The sequence below is a fragment of the Spirosoma harenae genome (assembly GCF_054776975.1).
Map to the genome: position 1 here is coordinate 537,429 of NZ_BAAHBD010000008.1, position 21,130 is coordinate 558,558.

19 protein-coding genes are annotated in these 21,130 nt (G+C 45.5%); 1 reads left to right on the forward strand and 18 read right to left on the reverse strand.

The window, feature by feature from the left end; all coding sequences use genetic code 11:
• Positions 1 to 37 precede the first annotated feature (37 nt).
• The 14 genes from ACYVE4_RS10565 to ACYVE4_RS10630 form a co-directional block, all read right to left on the reverse strand.
• Entirely contained in the window at positions 38 to 1,228 is a 1,191-nt protein-coding gene (locus ACYVE4_RS10565; RefSeq protein ID WP_461039703.1) for an acyltransferase family protein, read from the reverse strand.
• Positions 1,229 to 1,262: 34 nt separating this feature from the next.
• A complete protein-coding gene (locus ACYVE4_RS10570; protein WP_461039705.1) occupies positions 1,263 to 3,254 on the reverse strand; it encodes a pyrroloquinoline quinone-dependent dehydrogenase in 1,992 nt (663 codons plus the stop codon).
• Positions 3,255 to 3,358: 104 nt separating this feature from the next.
• The gene (locus ACYVE4_RS10575) at positions 3,359 to 4,552 is read right to left on the reverse strand and encodes a helix-turn-helix domain-containing protein (protein WP_461039707.1); all 1,194 of its coding nucleotides are present in this window, start codon (positions 4,550 to 4,552) and stop codon (positions 3,359 to 3,361) included.
• A 91-nt stretch (positions 4,553 to 4,643) separates the two neighbouring features.
• On the reverse strand, positions 4,644 to 6,410 hold the full coding sequence (sppA, locus tag ACYVE4_RS10580; RefSeq protein ID WP_461039709.1) for a signal peptide peptidase SppA: 1,767 nt from the start codon (positions 6,408 to 6,410) through the stop codon (positions 4,644 to 4,646).
• Between the two features lie 205 nt (positions 6,411 to 6,615).
• A complete protein-coding gene (locus ACYVE4_RS10585) occupies positions 6,616 to 7,218 on the reverse strand; it encodes an inorganic pyrophosphatase (RefSeq protein ID WP_461039711.1) in 603 nt (200 codons plus the stop codon).
• A 42-nt stretch (positions 7,219 to 7,260) separates the two neighbouring features.
• On the reverse strand, positions 7,261 to 8,256 hold the full coding sequence (locus ACYVE4_RS10590; RefSeq protein ID WP_461039713.1) for a glycosyltransferase family 2 protein: 996 nt from the start codon (positions 8,254 to 8,256) through the stop codon (positions 7,261 to 7,263).
• Positions 8,257 to 8,321: 65 nt separating this feature from the next.
• Positions 8,322 to 9,023 carry a tRNA1(Val) (adenine(37)-N6)-methyltransferase gene (locus ACYVE4_RS10595; RefSeq protein WP_461039715.1) on the reverse strand — a complete coding sequence of 234 codons (702 nt, stop codon included), beginning with the start codon at positions 9,021 to 9,023 and terminating at the stop codon, positions 8,322 to 8,324.
• Positions 9,024 to 9,196: 173 nt separating this feature from the next.
• Positions 9,197 to 9,835 (reverse strand): ribonuclease H1 domain-containing protein, encoded by a 639-nt coding sequence (locus ACYVE4_RS10600; protein ID WP_461039717.1) that lies wholly within the window; start codon positions 9,833 to 9,835, stop codon positions 9,197 to 9,199.
• Between the two features lie 81 nt (positions 9,836 to 9,916).
• The gene (locus tag ACYVE4_RS10605; RefSeq protein WP_461039719.1) at positions 9,917 to 10,888 is read right to left on the reverse strand and encodes an MBL fold metallo-hydrolase; all 972 of its coding nucleotides are present in this window, start codon (positions 10,886 to 10,888) and stop codon (positions 9,917 to 9,919) included.
• Between the two features lie 77 nt (positions 10,889 to 10,965).
• Positions 10,966 to 12,213: a peptidase T gene (gene pepT, locus ACYVE4_RS10610; RefSeq protein WP_461039721.1), complete on the reverse strand. Its 1,248-nt coding sequence runs from the start codon at positions 12,211 to 12,213 to the stop codon at positions 10,966 to 10,968.
• 11 nt (positions 12,214 to 12,224) lie between these two features.
• Entirely contained in the window at positions 12,225 to 12,767 is a 543-nt protein-coding gene (locus ACYVE4_RS10615) for an RNA 2'-phosphotransferase (protein WP_461039723.1), read from the reverse strand.
• Positions 12,768 to 12,784: 17 nt separating this feature from the next.
• Positions 12,785 to 13,261 (reverse strand): pyrophosphohydrolase domain-containing protein, encoded by a 477-nt coding sequence (locus ACYVE4_RS10620; protein ID WP_461039725.1) that lies wholly within the window; start codon positions 13,259 to 13,261, stop codon positions 12,785 to 12,787.
• Positions 13,262 to 13,333: 72 nt separating this feature from the next.
• Positions 13,334 to 13,894 carry a hypothetical protein gene (locus ACYVE4_RS10625; RefSeq protein WP_461039727.1) on the reverse strand — a complete coding sequence of 187 codons (561 nt, stop codon included), beginning with the start codon at positions 13,892 to 13,894 and terminating at the stop codon, positions 13,334 to 13,336.
• Between the two features lie 166 nt (positions 13,895 to 14,060).
• Positions 14,061 to 16,250, reverse strand: a complete 2,190-nt coding sequence (locus ACYVE4_RS10630) for a glutamine synthetase III family protein (RefSeq protein ID WP_461039729.1) — start codon at positions 16,248 to 16,250, stop codon at positions 14,061 to 14,063.
• A gap of 224 nt (positions 16,251 to 16,474) precedes the next feature.
• Between ACYVE4_RS10630 and ACYVE4_RS10635 the strand changes: the two genes are divergently transcribed.
• Positions 16,475 to 17,590 (forward strand): hypothetical protein, encoded by a 1,116-nt coding sequence (locus ACYVE4_RS10635; RefSeq protein ID WP_461039731.1) that lies wholly within the window; start codon positions 16,475 to 16,477, stop codon positions 17,588 to 17,590.
• An 11-nt stretch (positions 17,591 to 17,601) separates the two neighbouring features.
• Here the strand turns inward: ACYVE4_RS10635 and ACYVE4_RS10640 are convergent, their stop codons facing one another.
• The 4 genes from ACYVE4_RS10640 to ACYVE4_RS10655 all read right to left on the reverse strand — a co-directional run bounded on the left by ACYVE4_RS10640 (position 17,602) and on the right by ACYVE4_RS10655 (position 21,068).
• A complete protein-coding gene (locus ACYVE4_RS10640; protein WP_461039733.1) occupies positions 17,602 to 17,922 on the reverse strand; it encodes a hypothetical protein in 321 nt (106 codons plus the stop codon).
• Positions 17,923 to 18,080: 158 nt separating this feature from the next.
• Entirely contained in the window at positions 18,081 to 19,115 is a 1,035-nt protein-coding gene (locus ACYVE4_RS10645; protein ID WP_461039735.1) for a glutamine synthetase beta-grasp domain-containing protein, read from the reverse strand.
• 356 nt (positions 19,116 to 19,471) lie between these two features.
• Complete coding sequence (locus ACYVE4_RS10650) at positions 19,472 to 20,047, reverse strand: MarC family protein (RefSeq protein WP_461039737.1); 576 nt, start codon at positions 20,045 to 20,047, stop codon at positions 19,472 to 19,474.
• Positions 20,040 to 21,068: an aminotransferase class V-fold PLP-dependent enzyme gene (locus tag ACYVE4_RS10655; RefSeq protein WP_461039739.1), complete on the reverse strand. Its 1,029-nt coding sequence runs from the start codon at positions 21,066 to 21,068 to the stop codon at positions 20,040 to 20,042. Before ACYVE4_RS10655 ends, ACYVE4_RS10650 begins: the two co-directional genes overlap by 8 nt.
• Positions 21,069 to 21,130 lie beyond the last annotated feature (62 nt).

The following is a 21,130-nucleotide window of genomic DNA, read 5'->3' on the forward strand; positions in this document are numbered from 1 at the left end:
TCGTAACTCCGCTATCGTAAATCAAACATCGGAGCATTTATTTCAGTCCAAACAGAATTCGTATCAACTTAAACGGCCGAATCAGAAGCAGGTAAATAGCAATACAGACGGCTAATGTAGAAAAGCTAATCACAAGAAAGCCATCGTAAACACCTAACTCTGTTCGAGTTAACACGTAATAGCCAATTAGAACGATGACCGTTTGATGAAGAATGTAAAATGGATAAACAGCCTCGTTCAATTTCGGTAAAATCGGATGATTTTTGTTCAGATACCGATAACCGTAGGCAACTGTTGTGATGACCGACGACCACATCAATCCAATTCGTTCAAAACTATACAGTGTTATAAGCAATCTGGACGACTGTATGTTCTCCCAACCTAAAATCATCGGCGCAGCGTAAAGAATAATTGTAAAAACGCCGGTAGCAACCAGAAAATAGCGTCGCTGATCGGTGAGGATTTGCCAGAATTCGCGTCGGCTGATCAGGATATAACCTAGCCAGAACAAGATCAGGTTCTTCATAAAATACGCCCAATCATTAATTAATGCATGGGTTTCGTTGGGAAAGAAACCGCCTAATACAACGTCGTTTAACAATAGGAAACCAACCAGCCACAGCGCACCACCCGGACGGGCAATTAGTCGGCCAAGGCGGTCAACGAACCGCTGACCGGCCTCTCCTTTCAACCATCGAAAGACCGGAATACTCAACAGCGAATAGAAAAATAGGTAGCAAATAAACCACAAGTGGTGCCAGCTAAACGCACCTCCTTTTGCTCCTTCCTGATACGGTTGAAAGTTGAATACTTCAGGATAAAAATCTGCGTAACTCCCTGAGAATCGGCCCCTAAATAACCATTCCATGTAGATCTGCGGTGGCACAATGACGAACATACCGAATAGCAACGGCACAAAAAGTCGTCGCACGCGCTCACCGGCATATGAGCCATACGAGCGTTTTTTCAGAGCGAAAAAAGTACCAGCACCGGAGATAAAAAAGAGTAATGGCATACGCCATAGATGAAGCCAGCGCATCACAATTTCCATCGGATAGCTTTGCTCGATACTCTGAATATGCCATCCCCAGGATACGTAAATCATCCCAGTATGGTAAAACAGTAGTGTCAAAATAGCAATAACGCGCAGCCAGTCGAGGTCATACCGACGGGTGGTGTTGGCATTGGGCAAAGGGGTTGGGGCAGAAGGAATTGGTAAGGGTTGCATTTTCTAAGTTTTCGTTCGTTAGGATGATTGTTGTCTAAGGAAGGCGATACGCTACTACGTAGTCGCCGAGTTTAGTACCAAGTTTACCGTGGCCCCCAGCGGCAATTACCACATATTGCTGGCCGTTCATCTGATACGTCATTGGCGTAGCCTGTCCACTGGCCGGAAGCGGAACTTCCCATTGTAGGCTACCATCCTGCGTTTTAAACGCCCGTAAATGACCATCTAAACTAGCCGCCACAAATACAAGCCCACCAGCAGTAGCAATAGCTCCACCGAAATTCAACGAGCCCCATTGTTTTGCCTGCGGATATTTATTAATATCCATCATATACCCCAGTGGAACCTCCCAGGCCAGTGCACCTTTCTTAAGATTTATAGCGACCAGTGTTCCCCAAGGCGGTGGCGTCTGCATGGCAATACCCGATTCACCTCGGGCGAACATATAACTGCGTTTTAAAACGTAAGGTGTTCCGGATTGCATTCCGGTTTCGGCACGTAACAGCTCCTGATTGTCTTTCAGCGAAGTGGCCAATTTTTCACGCGACAACAGTCGGACCACAGCCGCCATTCGATTCACATTCGTAATTAGTAAACCTGATTCCGGATCGTAACACATACCGCCCCAATGGATACCCCCCACATTTCCGGGAGCCATAATACTTCCCTGCATAGAAGGTGGTGTAAATGGACCATCATACCGTAATCCGTCGATGCGACGCTGAGCAGCGGCTTTATCCTCCGGTGTAATTCCCCAAGGTTCAAATTTTTGTAAATCCAGCAAGGGAAGTGTTTTAGGGAAAGGTTGTGTCGGAAATGTCTCTTCACCTGGAACATCTGATTTCGGAACAGGGCGTTCCTCAACGGGAAGTAACGGTACACCCGTTTCCCGATTCAGCACAAAGACATGACCCATTTTTGTACCAACGGCAACAGCGGGAACGGCTTTTCCATTTTGGGTAAACGTAAACAACAACGGCTGAGCCGCATTGTCGTAATCCCATATATCGTGATGCACAGTTTGGAAATGCCAGACAATTTTCCCTGTCGATGCCCGAAGTGCGACGATGGAACTAGCACATAAATTCTGACCAAGCCGTTCACCTCCGTAATAATCTGGACTGGGGCTGGTAGTCGGAATAAAGATTAAATCACGCTCGGGATCAGCCGAAATAATGGACCAGGCATTGGCAGCTCCTGTCTGATTCGCAGCGGGGCCTTTCCATGTATCAAAGCCCACGTCGCCTTTTGTCCGCGGAATCGGGTCCCAACTCCAGCGGAGCGCACCTGTTATGGCATCGTAAGCCCGTACAACCCCACGTTCGTAATTAAACCGCTGGTTATCACCCATCGACGAGCCAACAACGATCATATTGCCAATCACTGCCGGTGGCGACGTAATGCTGATATTGCCAACGCCCTGTCGCAAATCCACGCTGCCTTCTTTGCCAAATGAGGAAATCAGTTTGCCTGTCTGGGCATTTAATGCGATCAATCGCCCGTCGAGCGTAGCAATGAAAATACGTTTGCCAGCTCCGGCAGATGCTTTTTTATCATTGGGTGCTGGCCAGACAGAAACTCCGCGTGATGTAATTTCGGAAAGGTCCTGACGCAGATAAACATCGGGATTATACTCCCATTTTTTTTGCCCGGTGGCGGCATCAAGAGCAAAAACACGTGACGTTGGCGTACTGAAAAACAATGTACCATCTACCATTACAGGTGTGGCCTCAAAAGCTGCTTTCTCTTCGGCGCTTGTTCCTTTGTAGTGCTCCAACTCACCCGTTCGGAAGGTCCAGGCAACAGTTAAATTCTTTACGTTTGACGCGTCGATTTGTTTAAGGGGCGAAAAGCGCATGCCGCCGGCATCATTTCCATACGCAGGCCACTCAACTGAATTGGCAGGGCTCTGTTGACCTGTTGGTTGCGCCTGCAACCAGACAGATTGGCTAATTAGTAGAAGTGAGCTGGCAATGAATTGACTACACAAGGTAGGCACAGCGAAAACTACAGCCGGGGTTTTCATAAATGATATTTTTGGTTTGATGGCTCAAAATTGTGGCTCATGACCCCAAAATACCCTATTCCCCGATGATAATGAAGTTCGTGCCGACCGGGAAGAAGTCGAAATTAGTTTTTTGGTAGGGATTCGTTCGGCTGATTTCGAAACTGAGCAGGTGTTTGTCCCGTCAGGCGTTTAAAACTTGTGTGAAAAGCCGACGTAGAATTGTAGCCAACCCGCTCGGCAATCTCATCAATTTTAAGGTGAGCGGTTGCCGAATCGTTCAGCAAGATTTTTCCTTCGGCAATCCGATAAGCAGCTAGTAAATCGAAAAAGCTCTGATCAAGTCGATCGTTCAGCAATTGAGATAAATGATGGGGCGAGGTATTCAGTCGTTGCGCAAGTTTGGGTAGCGAGAGATCACTTTCGAGATAAGGTTTTTCATCTTCCATCATCCGGTTTAGCTTTGTCAGCAAGGCTTCTTCCAACTCGTCAGACAACGATGATTTCTCGTATTTCTTTTTCGGCTCAGTTGGTGTTATCTCATCCGCTACTTCATCCTGCTGAATTACATTCGATCCTCGCATAACCAGCAAAGCAGTTGCGTAGATAGTTACTGTCAGATAGGCTGCCAGAAAGTGATCGCCCATATCTTCCTGGTATGTCATTTTTACCGCGCTGATTAGCAGTGGAAACAAAATAACAAGCGCTGTAACATTTCGGGCCATTGTTAATGAAGCAGGGGCTTTACCCGACAATGACAAATTCGCCTTTCGAAATGCTTTGCGCACTTCAAGTACCGCTAAAACTATGTATACCAGACAGCTTACGGTGGTCATTTCATTGATATAGCCACGTAAACCCGTAAAATCTTCCGGAAGATATTCCTCTGCATAAACAAATGTTAGTTCAGGATGGAACGCGTGGATATAGCTATTGTACTTGAATTCAACAGGTTGAATAATCCAGGTAATCGCATTAATCGACCAGATAATGGCCGGGAGTAGATGCCAGCGCCAATGTTTGGGTAACCGGGTATTTATTTTTGCGTAGACAAAAAAGTATACAAGCGGTCCTAATACAAAATTGAATATCTCACCATAATCAACAAGCGCGAGCATCTGGAACATGTAATTGGAATATTCCAGACCAATTTCCAGCATAATACCGGATACGCTCAACAGATAAAAGCCGATACAGCGATTGGCCAGGTTCTTTACTCGTTTACCCGTCAGAAAAAAAACACCCAAAAACACGCCCTGAACAACCCCTAGAAAAATAAGGAGTGCGAATAGATCAAGACGAATGGGTAGAGTCTGCATGCAGGATGGCGTTGCGTTATGCAAGATAAAAAAAGACCTGTACAGTTGAATTCAACCGTACAGGTCTGACATGGTAAACCAAATTGTAACCCTATTGAATTGTTATCTCAAATGGCAGGCGCATCTGAATACCTTCCAGCGTTTTAAGCTTCTTCAGGTACTTCACATACGGCGCCAATTCGCCAAGCTGTGCCTGAATTTTACTTTCTTCATTATCTCCAAACGAGTTCATCAGTTGCTCAAAGAATTCTTTTTTTACTGGCTGGTATTTCAATCGGTAATCTCCCTCGCCGAGCTTCGCTGATTGAGCAGCCAGTTTGATGGCTTCATCCAGCCCACCCAATTGATCAACCAATCCAAGAGCTTTCCCCTGCGAACCCGTCCAGACCCGGCCGCCCGCAATAGCGCGTACACTATCGACCGGCAGTTTTCGCCCAGCTGCGGCTTTGCTGGTGAATTGAGCGTAAATCCGTTCCGTTGCGCGCTGCATTACCTGTTTCTGGAAAGGCGTCATTTCATGCGTAACAGCCGGAAAATCAGCATTGGCATTGGTTTTCACCCGATCATGCGTGATTCCCAATTTGTCTTTCAAAAACGTCTCGGCATTAAACAGTAGGGAAAAAACTCCGATTGAGCCGGTAATGGTGTTAGGTTGGGCAACGATTTTATTACACCCCATAAGCATATAATAACCTCCAGAAGCTGCGTAATCAGACATGGAACCAATAACGGGCTTTGCTTTTTTGGCCAGTTCTACCTCCCGATACATTATATCTGACGCCAGGGCGCTTCCTCCACCTGAGTTAACTCGTAAGACAATAGCCTTCACTTTGTCGTCTAGCCGGGCCTTCCGAATTTCTTCAACAATCGTTTCCGATCCGATACTCTCACTACCGCTTTTACCTGTTTGAATATCCCCCGATCCGATAATTACAGCAATGCGATTCTTGCTGCTTCCATCGGTGTCGTCTTTACCAGATTTATTGTATTTATCCAGCCCGACGTAGTTGATTTTCTTGTCTTCATCAATGCCTAGCTGTTTACGAATAATGGTTTCCAGTTCATCCTGATAGCCTACGTTGGTAATAAGTTTGGTGCGCAGCGCATCTTCGGGCCGCTGAATGGTCAGATTATCAGCGTACCGTTTCAGGGAATCGACCCGCAGATTACGGCTTTGCGCTACTCGTACCAGCATATGGTCGTTGATTGAATTCAGAAACGACGTAACCTGACGGCGATTGGGTTCACTCATATCTTCCCGAATGAACGGCTCAACTGCGCTTTTGAAATCGCCTACCCGGAAAACCTCAGGTTTTAGTTGCAGTTTATCCAGTGTACCTTTAAAGAATGTCAATTCTGCTTCCAGGCCATTCCACTCTAACTCACCAACAGGGTTCAGGTAAATTTTATCAGCCACCGAAGCAATGTAGTAACCTTTCTCGGTCATGCCCTCGGCGTAGGCATAAACGAATTTTTTCGATTGTTTAAAGTCAATCAGAGCGTTACGAATTTCCTCCAGCGACGCCCATCCGCCCATCGGGCTTTCGGATTGCAGGTAGATACCTTTGATATTATCATCCTCTTTAGCCTCCTTTAAAGCCTGCTTTATCTCGACGATCCCAATCGCATCGCCAGAGCCAAACATGGGACCAAACCCATCGAATGGGTTATCGCTGCTTCGCTCATTAATCGGCTCATCCAGATTGATCTTCAACACCGAATTATTCTTGACTTCCGTTTTCTGATCACTCGAAGAGGATAAAGCTGCGCTCAGTCCTATCAACATCAAAAAGCCAACAAACGAAAACAGAATTAGCCCAACAATTGTGGCCAAAACATATTTGAGAAACTGTTGCATGAATTGTTAACAAAGTTGTGTGTCAGTACACATATACGCAAAAATACAGCCTATCTAGGGCACACTGTCGAAAAAATGTTGAATGCGCAATCAACCGGATAAGTGGTTGAAAAAGCATGGGGCAGAGAGCATTGGGCATAAGGTAATTCATATCTCTATTACCCCAATCCCTATGCCCTCTGCCCCACGTCCTTTGCTCTCCCTCCTACATCAACTTATAATCGTTGATCGATGTTTGAATTACTTCCCACGCTTCAGCCTGACCGTATACATTCGCCAGTTCCATAGCAACCGGTTCGTCGGGTAACGTTTTATACGTGAGGAAGTAGTGACGTAATCGTTTTACGACCGCTTCGGGCAATTGAGCAAGCTCGGTATATTGTCCATACATAGCATCGCCTTTCAGAACAGCGATGATTTTGTCATCGGCTTCACCCTTGTCAATCATCCGGAAACCGCCAATCGGAATTGCCTGTAGAATCAGGTCACCGTGGGTAATTTCGCGCTCGGTCAATACACAAATATCGAGCGGGTCACCATCGCCTTTTTCGACAACCCGGCCCGATTTTTCAGATGCTAGTTTAGCAATCTGGTTACCACAGAAGGTCTGCGGTACAAAACCGTACAAAGCGGGTAAAACGTTTGAATATTGTTGCGGGCGGTCAATTTTCAGGTAGCCCGTGTTTTTATCAATTTCGTATTTGACGGTATCTGTTGGCACGATCTCGATAAAAACCGTCACTTGTTTAGGGGCTAAATCGCCAATCGGGATACCATGCCAGGGATGCGCTTTAAAATTACTCTTCATTGTGTTTTATAAGTAAATAGATCAATTGAGACGGCGTTTTTATTAAACAGGCAATTTCTGTTCAGTAAATCCGATTCGCTCAGCAATTAGCGAATCTCCTGATTTACCGAGCGATTGCCGAACCAGCATTTCGCCCAAAAAGCCCGTCAAAAAAAGCTGAACGCCTAAAATAATAGCTACCAGGCCAAAGTAAAACAACGGATTGTCAGTTGCGTTACGAAATTTGACACCTTGTGAAATATTTATCAATTTTTCAACGATAAGCCATATCGCCAGTACCGTTCCGACAAAAAATGACAACGTTCCAAACGTACCGAAGAAGTGCATCGGTCGCTTACTGAATCGATGAACAAAAGCAATAACCAGTACATCCAGAAAGCCATTAATGAATCGTTCCAATCCGAATTTTGTCGTACCGTATTTTCGGGCTCGGTGCTGGACTACTTTTTCACCAATCTTGCTAAAGCCATTCCAATTGGCGACAATAGGTAAATTTCGGTGCATATCGCCGTATAAGGTTGGCGCAATAGTTTTCACAACCTTCTGTCGATACGCTTTCAGACCACAGTTAAAATCGTGGAGTTGAACCCCGGAAATCCAGCGCGATACTGAATTAAACAGTTTGGTAGGCAGCGTTTTGGTAATAGGATCGTAGCGTTTCTGTTTCCAGCCCGATACCAGATCGTATTTACCTTCCGTAATCATCCGATACAATTCTGGAATTTCGTCGGGGCTGTCCTGCAAATCGGCATCCATCGTAATAACGACCTGCCCACGAGCCGCCTGAAAGCCCGTTTGTAGTCCTGCTGTTTTGCCATAATTCCGGTTGAAGCGAATACCGCGCACCGCCGGATTTTCGCTAGCCAGTCGCTCGATGACCGCCCAGGAGTCATCAGTACTGCCATCGTCTACAAACAGGATTTCGTAGGTATAGTGATTTTCCGTTACAACCCGCACAATCCAATTATGGAGTTCGGGCAGCGATTCTTCTTCGTTATAAAGCGGAATCAGAACGGTGAGTTGAAGCAATTCTGACATATAATTTCTACAACGCACCAGAAACTAGCAAAGTGCGCAAAGATTAACGCAAAGGTCGCAAGTTTTCAGAATATCAGGTAAAAATCGCGAAGTAACGACTGAAATTCAGGTGTGTATGTTGATTGTCCATTTACTTCATATATGTCCAGCACTTCCTCATTAACAGCCTGACGATCAAAGGAAAAAGCTGTTATCATCCGAAAAACGGGCTTTTTTGCGTGATGACGGACTGAAAGCTGTTTAAAAGGAAATAGACTTTCGGCCTGAGCCAATTCAACAAGTTTACCTGATTCATAAGGGGGTAATAATACCCACCATTCTCCGTCAGGTTTCAGGAATCGAGTGACAGTGTTAACCAAATCGGCAAACGGCAATTCATCCGTGTGAAGCGCGCGATTAACAGCCGCATCGGGCGAGCGAAGATGATTTGTATAAAAGGGTGGATTCGTCAAAATTCGATCATAACCATTTTGACCAACAAAGTCCTGTATTCGACTATGCACTACGTTGACCCGCTCAGAAAAAGGACTACTGCCTACATTCTCAGCAGCCTGTTGGTAGGCTGCCTCATCCATTTCTATGGCATCGATTCGGGCTGTTGAATTACGCTGTGCGGCCATAAGCGCCAATAAACCTGTCCCGGTACCGATATCTAGTATACTCCCTCCAACTCCCAAATCAGCATAAGCCCCCAATACACAAGCATCGGTACAGACTTTCATGGCTGTGCGATCCTGATGAATGACGAATTGCTTGAAGGTGAACATCGAAACCGGGATTTTTCTGATTTGACTGACCGACTATGATTTTGTAGATAAGTGTTTCGTTGATTTTTTGAAGGAAAAAAAAATCATCTAAATCCGTTCAATTCCACACATCCCGCCGAGCCGCTGGTGTGGTTCAAAATCCGTTTAATCCCTTAATCTGCTAAATCCCGGTCTTACTTCCTCCCAAAATCAGCGGGATTTTCGCCCCAGACCGTGGTTTCCCATTTGAGGACAGGGTTGGCAAATCGGTGCGTTTGGAGCCAGGTTTCGGCTCGATCAAGCAGGTCGAACAGTTCAGCGTTGCGGGATGTTTCTTCCAGTTTGGTATTCGCTTTCTTCTTTTTGACCCAACCAATTGCTGTTCGGGAATCGGAGTATACAGGAATATTGCTGCCTTTCTGATGAAGTAGTGCTAAAGCATGGACGATGGCCAGAAATTCACCAATATTGTTGGTGCCATCAGCATACGGCCCTTTGAGAAATAGTCGCTGTTTGGTTCCGAGGTAAATTCCCTGGTATTCCATATCGCCCGTAGCCGTATTCCAGGCTGCGTCAACGACTAAGCTATCCAGAATTGGCGAGCCCACAAGTTCTGTTAATTTAGTATGTTGACCTGGTGTTTTTGGGGCTTGTCCTATGTGTAGGTGCGGTTTTTCTTTAAATGCTTTCAGAGCCGCAGCTTTCGTATCGAATGACTTAAATAATGGTTTGGCAAACCCATCTGTCTGCACTTTGGCTTCTTCCCAACTGTCGTACACACCGGGCTTTCGACCTTGCCAGACAACGTAAAATTTAGGCTTTTTTGCGCCCATATACAAAATCCTTTTTTGCAAAAATAAGGATATAGGCTATCAACAAAAAAGCCTTACCAGTTCAGATAAGGCTCTCTACTCTTATTTCGTATTCTTTCGTACCGTCCAAATTAGTGATAAAACCAGCCCCATCGCGACGCCTAACCCTATCGTGCGGGCTACATGAAAAGATATTGGTGTCGGCATATCCACGATGCCATTTTCGTCGGTAATTGCAGGTTGTTTTACATATCGACCATCAGACGAAGGAATTGAACGAGCTTCGAAATCATGAGCCAATCGATTCAAGCCTAGTTCAAGATCAAGACCACGTACCGATACACCATGACCTGTTCCGGCAGCTAGCGGATTAAGATTATTCAGTTTAAGCACCGATTTTTTGGCGGCTTCCCAGTCACAGGTGAAGTACGCCGGTGGCCCGTGAAACTCTTCGCGTTGGGTAGCTACAGCCGTAATTGCGTTCTGATTCGTTGTAACGAAGGCATCACCTGCAATCAGCGTTCGGTCTTTATCGCGAAACAACGAGATATGCCCTGGCGAATGGCCTGGCGTATGAATAGCGCGCCAATCAGGCAATTCGGGGATTAAACCATTTTCAGGAATTGTCTTGATCTTATCGCCGAAATCGGTTGGGCCAATTGGAAAGATCCATGACATATAAGCCATCCCTCCCCCACCAATTGCCGGATCAGGTGGCGGATAACTCGACTTACCCGTCAGGTATGGCAGTTCAAGTGGATGCGCGTAAACGGGCACATCCCACTCCTCCAGCAACTTTTTCAACGTTCCTGTATGGTCGGCGTGGCCGTGGGTCAATACGATAGCCTGGGGTTTGTTGTTTGATCCAAATAGCTTTGCGGCATGACTCTTTATCTGGTCTGCATACCCCATAAACCCCGTGTCAACTAGTATCCAGGGATTACCATGTCCTCGTTTGCCAATAAAAAAGACATTGACAAACAGGGTTTTGATACCAGCTACATCGTCTCTTACATCATAAGGCGTTTTTACGTCCGCTCCCGGCAGCGTCTCTACTTCCAGTTCGTTTTCCATGTTGGTTGAGTTTTGTAGCTGCTCAACTCACCAAATGACGATTTTGTTATATGAAATAAGAGAATGGGTTTGCTGGACTAGCTCCGTTCTTCCCAGACTTGTGCGACAGTCACAATCACCTCCACCGCTTTTTGCATATCCTGTACGGATACCCATTCCAATCGGGAATGAAACGCGTGTTCGCCCGCAAAAATATTGGGACAAGGTAAACCCATAAACGAAAGTCGGGATCCATCTGTGCCGCCCCGAATACTACGTCTCTCGGCCGACAGACCTGCTCGTTTGATCGCTTCGAGTGCGTTTTCCACTACGGCAGGATGCTGATCCAGCACAACTTTCATATTTCGATATTGCTCTTTTACCGTAAACTGCGCCGATGATCCAGGATAGTTTACCAGCACATCGTTCAGCAGATTTTGCAGATAAATTTCCTTTTCCTGCAAACCAACTTCGGTAAAATCGCGGATAATGAATTCCAGAACAGCCTGATCCTGATTTCCTTCCATGCGCGTCGGATGCACAAACCCTATCTTGTCCTCCGTAGTTTCGGGTGAGAGGGCGTTTTTGGGTAGTTTGGCTAATAAATCTGCCGCGATTTTCAGCGCATTTTCGAGCTTACCTTTGGCAAAACCGGGGTGTGTACTCACTCCCTGAAAAACAATCTTGACAGCATCAGCCGAGAAGGTTTCATCTTCGAGTGTACCCAACGCTTCGCCGTCAATCGTGTACCCGAATTCAGCACCAAGTTTTTGAATGTCAACTTTTTCAGTTCCGCGCCCGACTTCTTCATCGGGCGTAAATAGCAGTCGAATTCGACCGTGTTTGACTTCAGGATGCGTGAGTAGATAATGAGCCGCGTCCATAATTTCAGCCACACCCGCCTTATTATCGGCACCTAATAGCGTAGTCCCACTAGCCGTAATAATATCATTCCCAATTTGTTCCTTCAGGTCTGGATGATCAGCAACGCGAATCACTTGACTCTGATCATCTGGCAACATAATATCAGCCCCATTCCACTTCCGATGAATTATTGGCTTGACACCTTCACCCGTCACATCAGGCGATGTATCGACATGCGAACAGAAGCAAATGGTTGGAACGTTTGTTTTTCCGGTATTAGCCGGAATCGTCGCATACACGTACCCCCACTCATCCAGTTCTGCGTCAGAAATACCCATCTCGATCAGTTCCTGAACCAACACGCAACTAAGGGCTTTCTGTTTTTCTGTACTCGGATTTGCCGTCGATTGTGGATCAGATTGCGTATCAATCTGAACGTAACGAAGAAAACGGTCGACGGCGGTGAATTGATAATTTTGCATTGCTCTACTTACTAATTAGTAGTTAGCTCTTTAATATACTTAACAGGCACATGATCGGTCAGCCAGACACCATTAGTTGACTGGTAAAATGCGAAGCTATCGTTCTGCATTTGTTCTGTATTCACTTCGAGCACAACAGGTACACCATGTCTCTTTCCAACGTTAAGAGCTGTTTCAATATCGGCACTTAAGTGAACGTGATGTCGCTTTTGTTTTTGTAAGCCCGTTTTTAAGATAGATTGAACAGAATTTTGGCCTGTTCCGTGATAAAGTACTTTCGGAGGTTCCTGGGTCTGGTAGCCTAGATCAATGTCAACGGAATGACCTTGGTTAGCCCGAATTTTCGTTTCATCCGCATTAAAAGCAAACCGTTTTTTATTGTTCGTAGCCACTACATGCGATAAAATTGCTTTACTAATGGCTAATTTATTGAGCAAAATGGCAACGTCTGTCCAACCATTTTCATCCAACAGTATACCGATCGATTCGGGTCGATGCCTTAGTATCAGACTTAATCGTTTACTAATACGGGTTGTTTCTTGTTCACTAATCATAAAGGTCAGCGAATCATTTATTCCGGTATTCCCTCTAAAACACCGATTAAATCGGCAGGAGAGTAATTGATGCTTTTCAGTGTCTTGTGATCCGCATCGCGAAACACTAAATACTTCCCATCTGATTCAATAAAATGACAGGGAACGCCTTTATCCCGATAGGAAGTCACTGTTGCTTCGGCTTCAGCAATGGTCAAACAGGCTTTGCTCATGTTCGAGCGCTGTACTTCATCAAACAATGCTTTGAATTTGTCGCCCAAGCCAAATTCAAGCACGGCTCCAGAAAGAACATATTGTAGATCACAAAGCGCATCAGCAACCGCGACAATATCGCCCTCGGCAATAGCATCCCGTAACTCATCGAGCTCTTCTGCCAGCAAGGATACGCGCAGTTGACTGCGCGCTTCGGATGGGATCTGGGGAGTATCTAAAATAGGAGCGTGAAAGGTGCGATGAAATTCCGCGACCTGGTTAAGAGAATCAGGTTGTTGCATGATAGTAGTGATGAGTGATAAGTGATGAACGATGAATTATTTTTCACTCATCGTTCATCACTTATCACTCATTTAGTTTTCTTCTTCGCTGGTGAATGAATAGAGAGTTGTATCGAGAGAGAGCTTATTGGCGTTGAAATCATGTATAAATTTTTCGATGATTTCATCCGTGATTTCTTCGACATTCAAGCAGACGTCCAGCGCAATGCCATAGTCGGATTGCATATCGACTTCTACGTGTTCCTGCACCTTTATTGTTTCGGTTTCTTCGATTTCGTCAATAATTTCAGTCAAAGCCGTTTCAGCTTCCTCTTCCAGTTCGGGCGATATCTTATAATTCAGTTTACGATCTTCGGGTGGAACATACTCAGGATACGTCTTACGAACCTGCTCTACAGCCATTTCGTACACTAAACTGCTATGATGCAGTCGGAGTGTGTAGACCAGCGTATCGAAAATAACTTCTTCCAGCTGATAGTGGCCGGGGAACTGAATATGAACACATTCGCCCTCATCCAGCGTATCCAGATCGTCGTCTTCAACGTAAACAAACGACTTACCTTCCTTCCGACATTCGTCTTTAAGGGCGCTGATTTCCTCAGGGTCATACCCTTCGTTTTTATATTTTGCCATAACACAAAGCTAATAGTCTGAACCGGGATTTATTGGATTTAACTGATTAAACTGATTTTGAACCGGGATTTAGCAGATTAAGGGATTAAACAGATTTTGTATATGAGCACTTCTTCGAAGCGAAAAACAAAATCCGTTTAATCCCCTAATCTGCTAAATCCCGGTCTTATTTCACAAACAGTAACTCCCGGTATTTCACCAATGGCCAATCTTCGTCGTCTACGATCTCTTCGAGTTTATCGACCTCATACCGAATCAGCTCAAAGTGATCTTTAACTTCAGTGGCATACAACCGGGCGCGTTCGGCCGTTTCAGCTACATTGTTTGCCTTTTTGCGTGATTCGATCATAGCTTCCACGCCTTTCTTGATGACCAGTACCCGAGTCGAAATTTCACGCAGAATATCTTTGATCGGCTCGGCTTCGGCATTCATACCTAATTCCACCAAGTTTCGGGCTGTTTCCGCTAGTTTATGCTGGTATTTCAAAGCCGTCGATACTACGTGATTCATGGCTAGATCGCCCATTACCCGCGATTCGATCTGTACATTTTTAATGTACTTTTCAAGTTCAATTTCGTAGCGAGACTCGACTTCGGCATGATTCATCACCCCCGTTCGTTCAAACAGGGCTAACGATTCTGGTAGGACATATACCTTCAGCGCGTCGGGTGACGATTTGATATTTGATAAACCACGTCGGGCAGCTTCTTCGACCCATTCATCCGAATAGCCATTACCCTCAAACAGAATCCGTTTGGTATTGGCATAATACTCTTTCAAGATATCGACAATAGCCAACTCTTTCTTTTCGCCCTTCCCCAGTCGATCATCAAGGTCGGTTTTAAACTTGTTGAGTTGGTCGGCGACGATGGCATTTAATACCGTCATGGTCGAGGCTGAATTGGCGGAGCTGCCCACTGCCCGGAACTCGAATTTATTTCCCGTAAAGGCAAACGGTGAAGTACGATTTCGATCGGTATTATCACGCATCAAACTCGGAATACGGTTGAGTCCCAGTTTATAATAGACGTTATCACCTTTATTTACAGTAACTTCTGATTTGGTTTCGAGGTCATTTAGCGCGCGAGTAAGCGTTTCGCCGAGGAAAACTGAAACGATGGCTGGTGGCGCTTCGTTGGCCCCCAAGCGATGTTCATTTCCGGCAGAGGCAATGCTGGCTCGGAGCAGATCGGCGTTGTCGTGAACAGCTTTTACGACATTGACTAAAAACGTCAGAAAACGTAAACTCTCTTTGGGTTTGGTACTGGGCGCCAGCAAATTAACCCCTGTATTCGTCCCCATTGACCAGTTATTATGCTTACCGCTGCCGTTGACGCCCGCAAATGGTTTTTCGTGGAAAAGCACTTTCAAATTATGCTTCTCCGCCACTTTCTCCATCAAGTCCATCAATAAGGCGTTATGATCGACGGAGAGGTTCGCTTCTTCAAACGTCGGTGCAACTTCAAATTGACCGGGGGCGACTTCATTATGGCGCGTCCGAACGGGCATACCGAGTTTCATCGACTCGAATTCAAAATCAACCATGAACGCGTTAACCCGTGGTGGAATCGATCCGAAATAGTGATCTTCCAATTGTTGACCCCGCGCGGGCTGATGTCCAAACACGGTCCGACCGGCTAATACCAGATCAGGACGAGCATAGAAAAGTGCCCGATCAACTACAAAGTATTCCTGTTCGGGGCCTAGCGTAGGCGTTACTTTAGTAATGTTTCGATCAAAATATTGGCAAACGGCTGTGGCAGCTTTGTCCAGCGCGTTTAAAGCTTTCAATAAAGGTGTTTTGTAATCCAGCGCTTCACCGGTATAGCTAATAAATACGGACGGAATGCAGAGTGTCTTGCCACCCGCTCCGTTATCCATCAGAAACGCGGGTGAACTCGGGTCCCAGCCGGTGTATCCACGAGCTTCAAAGGTATTCCGCAATCCACCGTTTGGAAATGACGACGCATCAGGTTCCTGTTGAACCAACGCGCTTCCTTTGAATTTCTCCATCGCCTTTCCATCCGATCCAACATCGAAAAAAGCGTCGTGTTTTTCGGCTGTTTCACCTGTCAAGGGCTGAAACCAGTGCGTGTAATGGGTGGCTCCTTTCGACGTTGCCCACGATTTCATGGCACCAGCCACTTCGTCGGCAATAGCGCGATCGATTTGGCCATTGGTATTAATCGCTTCCGTTACTTTTATATACGCTTCGGGCGAAAGCAACGACCGCATTACTTCATTATTAAAGGTATAGCTGCCAAAAAAATCACCGACCCGTTCAGTGGGTGCAGCAACCGGCATCGCCTGGCGGCTTTGTGCAATTTCAAGGGCTTTAAACCGAAAATTAGACATTGATGAGGTTTAGGATTGGGTGAAAAATTTGCCAAACATACATTCCTTCTGCCAGTTACAGCACATTCGTTTTCTACTTTCTTAACGCAGCCAAACGAATGGGCAACAAGGCGGCAGCAACTCATCTTATTTATTGGTAAAAATGTGCTCTTAATCAGCGAGTAACACTAAGTTTTCGTATATATGCAAGATTGAACACCTTTCAAATCTAACCCAACTCTACTATGACTCAACAGCCTGAATCTAGACCAAACTTAGCTTCTCCCAAACAGCCGCCTAAACGCTCCGCTTTACTGGTCGGTAGCCTGCCGTTTAATGACGAAAAAACGTGTATGAATCGCGCGTTAGACAAACTCGGCCCTGCTTTGTTCAGTTTACCCGATGGAGAAATTGGCGACAAAACACCTGCATTCCCGAAAGGAAATCGAATCGCGTGGGTTGTGTACGCTATTGAAAAACTGACGAGTGATAATCGAAACTGGGAAATTGTGAAACAACCCGTTCGTGGAGAGGATGGTATGGCGATCAATTACGATCAGTTTCAAAAACTAAAACCTAAGCATTCTCCGGCCGATATGCCTCACCACGTGACGCTAGGGTACGATGATTTTGCCCGACGTAGTTATCCAATTTTTCAAGAATTACGGAAGGAAAACAATTTGCCAAGTCTGAAATTCCAGATGGGTGTACCGACGGGATTTGCGATGGGGTTTGCCTTCGCGAGCCAGATAACATGGCTGCGTTATACCAAAGCATTCAACACCGTTATTGCCCGCGAAGTAAATGCAGTCTTAGCCGAGCTTGGCCCCGACGTATTGATTCAGCTTGAAGTACCTCCGGAATTGTATGCAGCTTATATGTTGCCCAAACCTATGATTGGTTTATCATTAATTCCGATCAAAGACTTGTTGGCGAAAATTACACCTGGCGCTCAGATTGGGATGCATTTATGCCTGGGCGATTTTCACAATGAAGCACTTGTGCACCCAAAGACGCTTAATAAAATGGTCCAGTTTTCGAATCGATTAGTCGAAGAATGGCCCGCTCAGCACTCACTTGCCTACATCCATTACCCGTTTGCCGAAGCCGGAACTCCGCCCTCAACTTGTGCCGCTTATTACGCTCCGCTAAAGGATATACAACTTCCTTCAACTACGCGTTTTATTGCTGGTTTTGTCCATGAAAAACGAAGCGTAGACGAGAATATCGGGATTTTGAACAGTATAGAATCAGCGCGTGGTCAATTAGTTGATGTAGCCAGTTCGTGCGGTCTTGGGCGCCGTTCGCCTGAAACCGCCGATTATCTGCTCGACTTGACTGCCCAATTAGCAAACTTGTAATACAGAAACGACTATTCTTCGCTGGAAAGGAGACCTGCAACGCCAATAACGATTGTGCCTAAAATTTTGGGGCCGAATTTTTTCCCGGTAAACCGACCAAATTCACTCATCCATTTGGTCTTTTCAATAACTCTGTCTCCAACTTCTTTTAAGGCATCCGAGGTTTCTTTTCCAGCGGCTTTCTTTTTCAGATACATCACAGGCGCACTAAGCCCTAATACGGAAATACCGACTACGGCTCCCGCTACCGCGCCGATTGTACCAGATATTTCTTTACTGGAAGCTTCTAACTGCTTCCATTTTTCTTCGAAATCATACTCTTTCGCGTCCATAGCTTTTTGTTGTTAAGATTCAGGAAAACTGACAGTTAAAGATAGATAAAACAAAATACAGAGCTATAAAAACTCGATTAAATGAATTTCTTGTTACAGCGCATAAAAAATCCCGGCCACTTTCGTAGTCGGGATTTTTAGTAACTCTATGAGATCGCTTAAGCTTCTACTACATCAGCCGATTTAACGGTTTTGATGATGACCGCAGCAACTTTGTATGGATCAGCCGCCGAGTTTGGCCGACGATCTTCCAACCAGCCTTTCCAGCCGCGTTCTACTGTAGCAATAGGGATACGGATCGAAGCACCCCGGTCAGAAACACCGTACGAGAACTGGGTGATCGACTGTGTTTCGTGTTTACCCGTCAGACGTTGCTCGTTATCAGCACCGTATACGTCGATACAAGCTTTAATTACTTCTGGAGAACGGCCAAACGATGCGCAGATGGTATCGTAAACTTCTTTGCTTCCGGCAGTCCGTAACGTACTGTTCGAGAAGTTTGCGTGCATACCCGAACCGTTCCAGTCGGTGTCGCCCAGTGGTTTGCAGTGCCAGTTGATCGAAATACCGTATTTCTCACCGATACGCTCCAGGATATACCGAGCAACCCAGATTTGGTCGCCAGCTTCTTTAGCACCTTTAGCAAAGATCTGGAATTCCCACTGACCCGTTGCTACCTCTGCGTTGATACCCTCAACGTTCAGACCAGCATCCAGACAAGCATCCAGGTGTTCTTCGATGATGTAACGGCCATACGCGTTTTGTGCGCCAACCGAGCAGTAATAAGGACCTTGTGGGCGCTTTGGAAAGCCTTCAGCCGGGAAGCCAAGCGGCTTATCGATGCTCATGTCCCACAGGAAATATTCTTGTTCGAAACCAAACCAGAAATCGTTATCATCGTCTTCAATCGTGGCGCGGCCGTTCGACTCGTGAGGTGTCCCGTCAGCGTTCAGTACTTCGCACATTACGAGGTAACCGTTTTTACGCTGTGGATCGGGGCAAATGAAAACGGGTTTCAACAGACAGTCAGACGAACCACCCGGCGCTTGCTCGGTCGACGAACCGTCGAACGACCACATTGGGCAATCTTCTAATTTACCAGAGAAATCGCCTTCAATTTTAGTTTTTGACCGTAAGCTTTGGGTGGGCTTATAACCATCGAGCCAAATGTATTCTAACTTCGCCTTTGCCATGATGTACAAGTGAATTTTGTAAAAGGGGTTTGTAACAAGACTTCCAGCAAATATAGTGTGGCTTTACAATAAATTATAAAGGCTAACCTACCCCTAAGCCATATTTTTTATGGGTTTTATGGAAATATTATAATTTAAATTCGTTCAGTACAGTAAAATACCATATTTGGGTATTTTTTTTAGTGCTTTATAATCTGAGTCGATATGATAAAAAAAACAGTAGATAGGTAAGAATTACCTAGAAAATATGGTACATTCTACTAAAAATGTTTAGTTTTTAACAATACTGCGTTAAACAGAAAGCCAAATAGATAGTCAACTATTTCTATTCTTCCATTCATCTTATAAAACGTAGATTAAAATCCAGGAATAAGATTGGTCTTAAGTAATTTGATTGCGATGGCCAGCAGAATAATACCAAATATTTTACGCAGTACAGCTAACCCGCCCGCTCCAAGTCTAACGCCAAGCCAGGCTGAAGAACGAAGGACTAGATAAATAAGAATCAGGTTTAGAACGATCCCTACAATAATGTTGACTGTCTGATACTCGGCCCGGAGGGAAATAATTGTCGTTAATGTACCGGCACCGGCAATCAGCGGAAACGCAATCGGAACAATGTGCGTAGCTCCGCCAGTCTCTACTTCTGATTTGAAAATTGTTCTTCCCAGAATCATTTCCAGACCAATCAGAAAAATGATCAATGCGCCCGCTACGGCAAACGAAGCTACATCTACGCCAAATAATTGCAGGATTCGCTCACCGACAAACAGGAATGCAATCATCAGAATACCCGATGCAAGCGTAGCTCGCTCCGACTCGATTTTCCCCGATTTCTGACGCAGATCAATAATTACGGGTAATGACCCGATTACATCAATAACCGAAAATAGAATAAGCGTAACCGAAACGATCTCTTTAACATTAAGCATATTGATTGGGAAGCCAAGTCAGCATGAACTGCTTTAAGGTATCGATGTCAGCATCCGTAATAGCAGGAAAATTGGCTATTCGAAACGTTGTTGTTTTCCAGTCGCCATACCCATTGCCGAGGGTAATTCCTGCTTGCTGAGCCGCAGCTTTTATGGCTTTAATGTCAGCTTCTGGCCCTTCTACTGCAATCACCGTGTCGGAACGGAGGACTGGATCATTAATCAACAAATGAAATGGCGTTTCTGCCAATGTTTGTTCCAGAAAGGAATACCAACTTTCTGAACGGCTTTTAGTACCGTTAGCTACTTCAGCAATGGGCGGTACCTGCTGCATGACCCGATTCAGCAGATAAATTCCCAATCCGTTTGGTGTGTAGGGCGTTTGAAACTTAGAAAAGTTTTCGTGAATAAAAAGCAGGCTGTTGTAATGATTGCGTTCGCCAATTTCTTCGGCCTTTTTCAGCGCATTTGGCGAATAAATCAACACAGCCAGCCCAGCCGGAAGACCAAAACATTTTTGCACTGACGCAAACCAGACATCCGCCAGCGTCCAATCGAACAGGATACCCGCCATTGACGAAACGGCATCGACCGCAATCAACCCTGAAAAATCCTTACGAAACTGGCCCAGCGTTTCCATATTCACCTGCGTTCCGTTCGACGTCTCGTTCTGAACAAGACAAAGCACATCGGCCTCACTCAGACTAGTAGGCTGTTTGATTCGGTACGCATATTCAGCCCATTTTTTCCCGAACGCGCCACTATGCGGATGTAAACTCGCTTCGTCTGTCAGCGACTGCGCTACAATCTCCCAACATTCCGTCGCTGACGATACAAATGCAATATGATAATCAGCCGGAATAGCCAGCTTTTCGTGAAGCAGTTGAACCGTTTGCTTTACAATATCCATAAAGCCTGCACTGCGGTGATTCAGACTTACAATACCCTGACGCACAGCTTCAGCGGCATAGTCAGCCACTTGCGGATAAACTTTCGACGGACCTGGATAGAAGGTGATCATATTGATGAGCGATAAGTGATGAACGATGAGTGATGAGTAGTAAGTGATAAGTATGTCGCGTC

Excerpts from the sequence above, each read along its gene's own strand:
- ACYVE4_RS10565 (WP_461039703.1), bottom strand. The coding sequence starts at position 1,228 with ATGCAACCCTTACCAATTCCTTCTGCCCCAACCCCTTTGCCCAATGCC.
- ACYVE4_RS10570 (WP_461039705.1), bottom strand. The coding sequence starts at position 3,254 with ATGAAAACCCCGGCTGTAGTTTTCGCTGTGCCTACCTTGTGTAGTCAA.
- ACYVE4_RS10575 (WP_461039707.1), bottom strand. The coding sequence starts at position 4,552 with ATGCAGACTCTACCCATTCGTCTTGATCTATTCGCACTCCTTATTTTT.
- sppA (WP_461039709.1), bottom strand. The coding sequence starts at position 6,410 with ATGCAACAGTTTCTCAAATATGTTTTGGCCACAATTGTTGGGCTAATT.
- ACYVE4_RS10585 (WP_461039711.1), bottom strand. The coding sequence starts at position 7,218 with ATGAAGAGTAATTTTAAAGCGCATCCCTGGCATGGTATCCCGATTGGC.
- ACYVE4_RS10590 (WP_461039713.1), bottom strand. The coding sequence starts at position 8,256 with ATGTCAGAATTGCTTCAACTCACCGTTCTGATTCCGCTTTATAACGAA.
- ACYVE4_RS10595 (WP_461039715.1), bottom strand. The coding sequence starts at position 9,023 with ATGTTCACCTTCAAGCAATTCGTCATTCATCAGGATCGCACAGCCATG.
- ACYVE4_RS10600 (WP_461039717.1), bottom strand. The coding sequence starts at position 9,835 with ATGGGCGCAAAAAAGCCTAAATTTTACGTTGTCTGGCAAGGTCGAAAG.
- ACYVE4_RS10605 (WP_461039719.1), bottom strand. The coding sequence starts at position 10,888 with ATGGAAAACGAACTGGAAGTAGAGACGCTGCCGGGAGCGGACGTAAAA.
- pepT (WP_461039721.1), bottom strand. The coding sequence starts at position 12,213 with ATGCAAAATTATCAATTCACCGCCGTCGACCGTTTTCTTCGTTACGTT.
- ACYVE4_RS10615 (WP_461039723.1), bottom strand. The coding sequence starts at position 12,767 with ATGATTAGTGAACAAGAAACAACCCGTATTAGTAAACGATTAAGTCTG.
- ACYVE4_RS10620 (WP_461039725.1), bottom strand. The coding sequence starts at position 13,261 with ATGCAACAACCTGATTCTCTTAACCAGGTCGCGGAATTTCATCGCACC.
- ACYVE4_RS10625 (WP_461039727.1), bottom strand. The coding sequence starts at position 13,894 with ATGGCAAAATATAAAAACGAAGGGTATGACCCTGAGGAAATCAGCGCC.
- ACYVE4_RS10630 (WP_461039729.1), bottom strand. The coding sequence starts at position 16,250 with ATGTCTAATTTTCGGTTTAAAGCCCTTGAAATTGCACAAAGCCGCCAG.
- ACYVE4_RS10635 (WP_461039731.1), top strand. The coding sequence starts at position 16,475 with ATGACTCAACAGCCTGAATCTAGACCAAACTTAGCTTCTCCCAAACAG.
- ACYVE4_RS10640 (WP_461039733.1), bottom strand. The coding sequence starts at position 17,922 with ATGGACGCGAAAGAGTATGATTTCGAAGAAAAATGGAAGCAGTTAGAA.
- ACYVE4_RS10645 (WP_461039735.1), bottom strand. The coding sequence starts at position 19,115 with ATGGCAAAGGCGAAGTTAGAATACATTTGGCTCGATGGTTATAAGCCC.
- ACYVE4_RS10650 (WP_461039737.1), bottom strand. The coding sequence starts at position 20,047 with ATGCTTAATGTTAAAGAGATCGTTTCGGTTACGCTTATTCTATTTTCG.
- ACYVE4_RS10655 (WP_461039739.1), bottom strand. The coding sequence starts at position 21,068 with ATGATCACCTTCTATCCAGGTCCGTCGAAAGTTTATCCGCAAGTGGCT.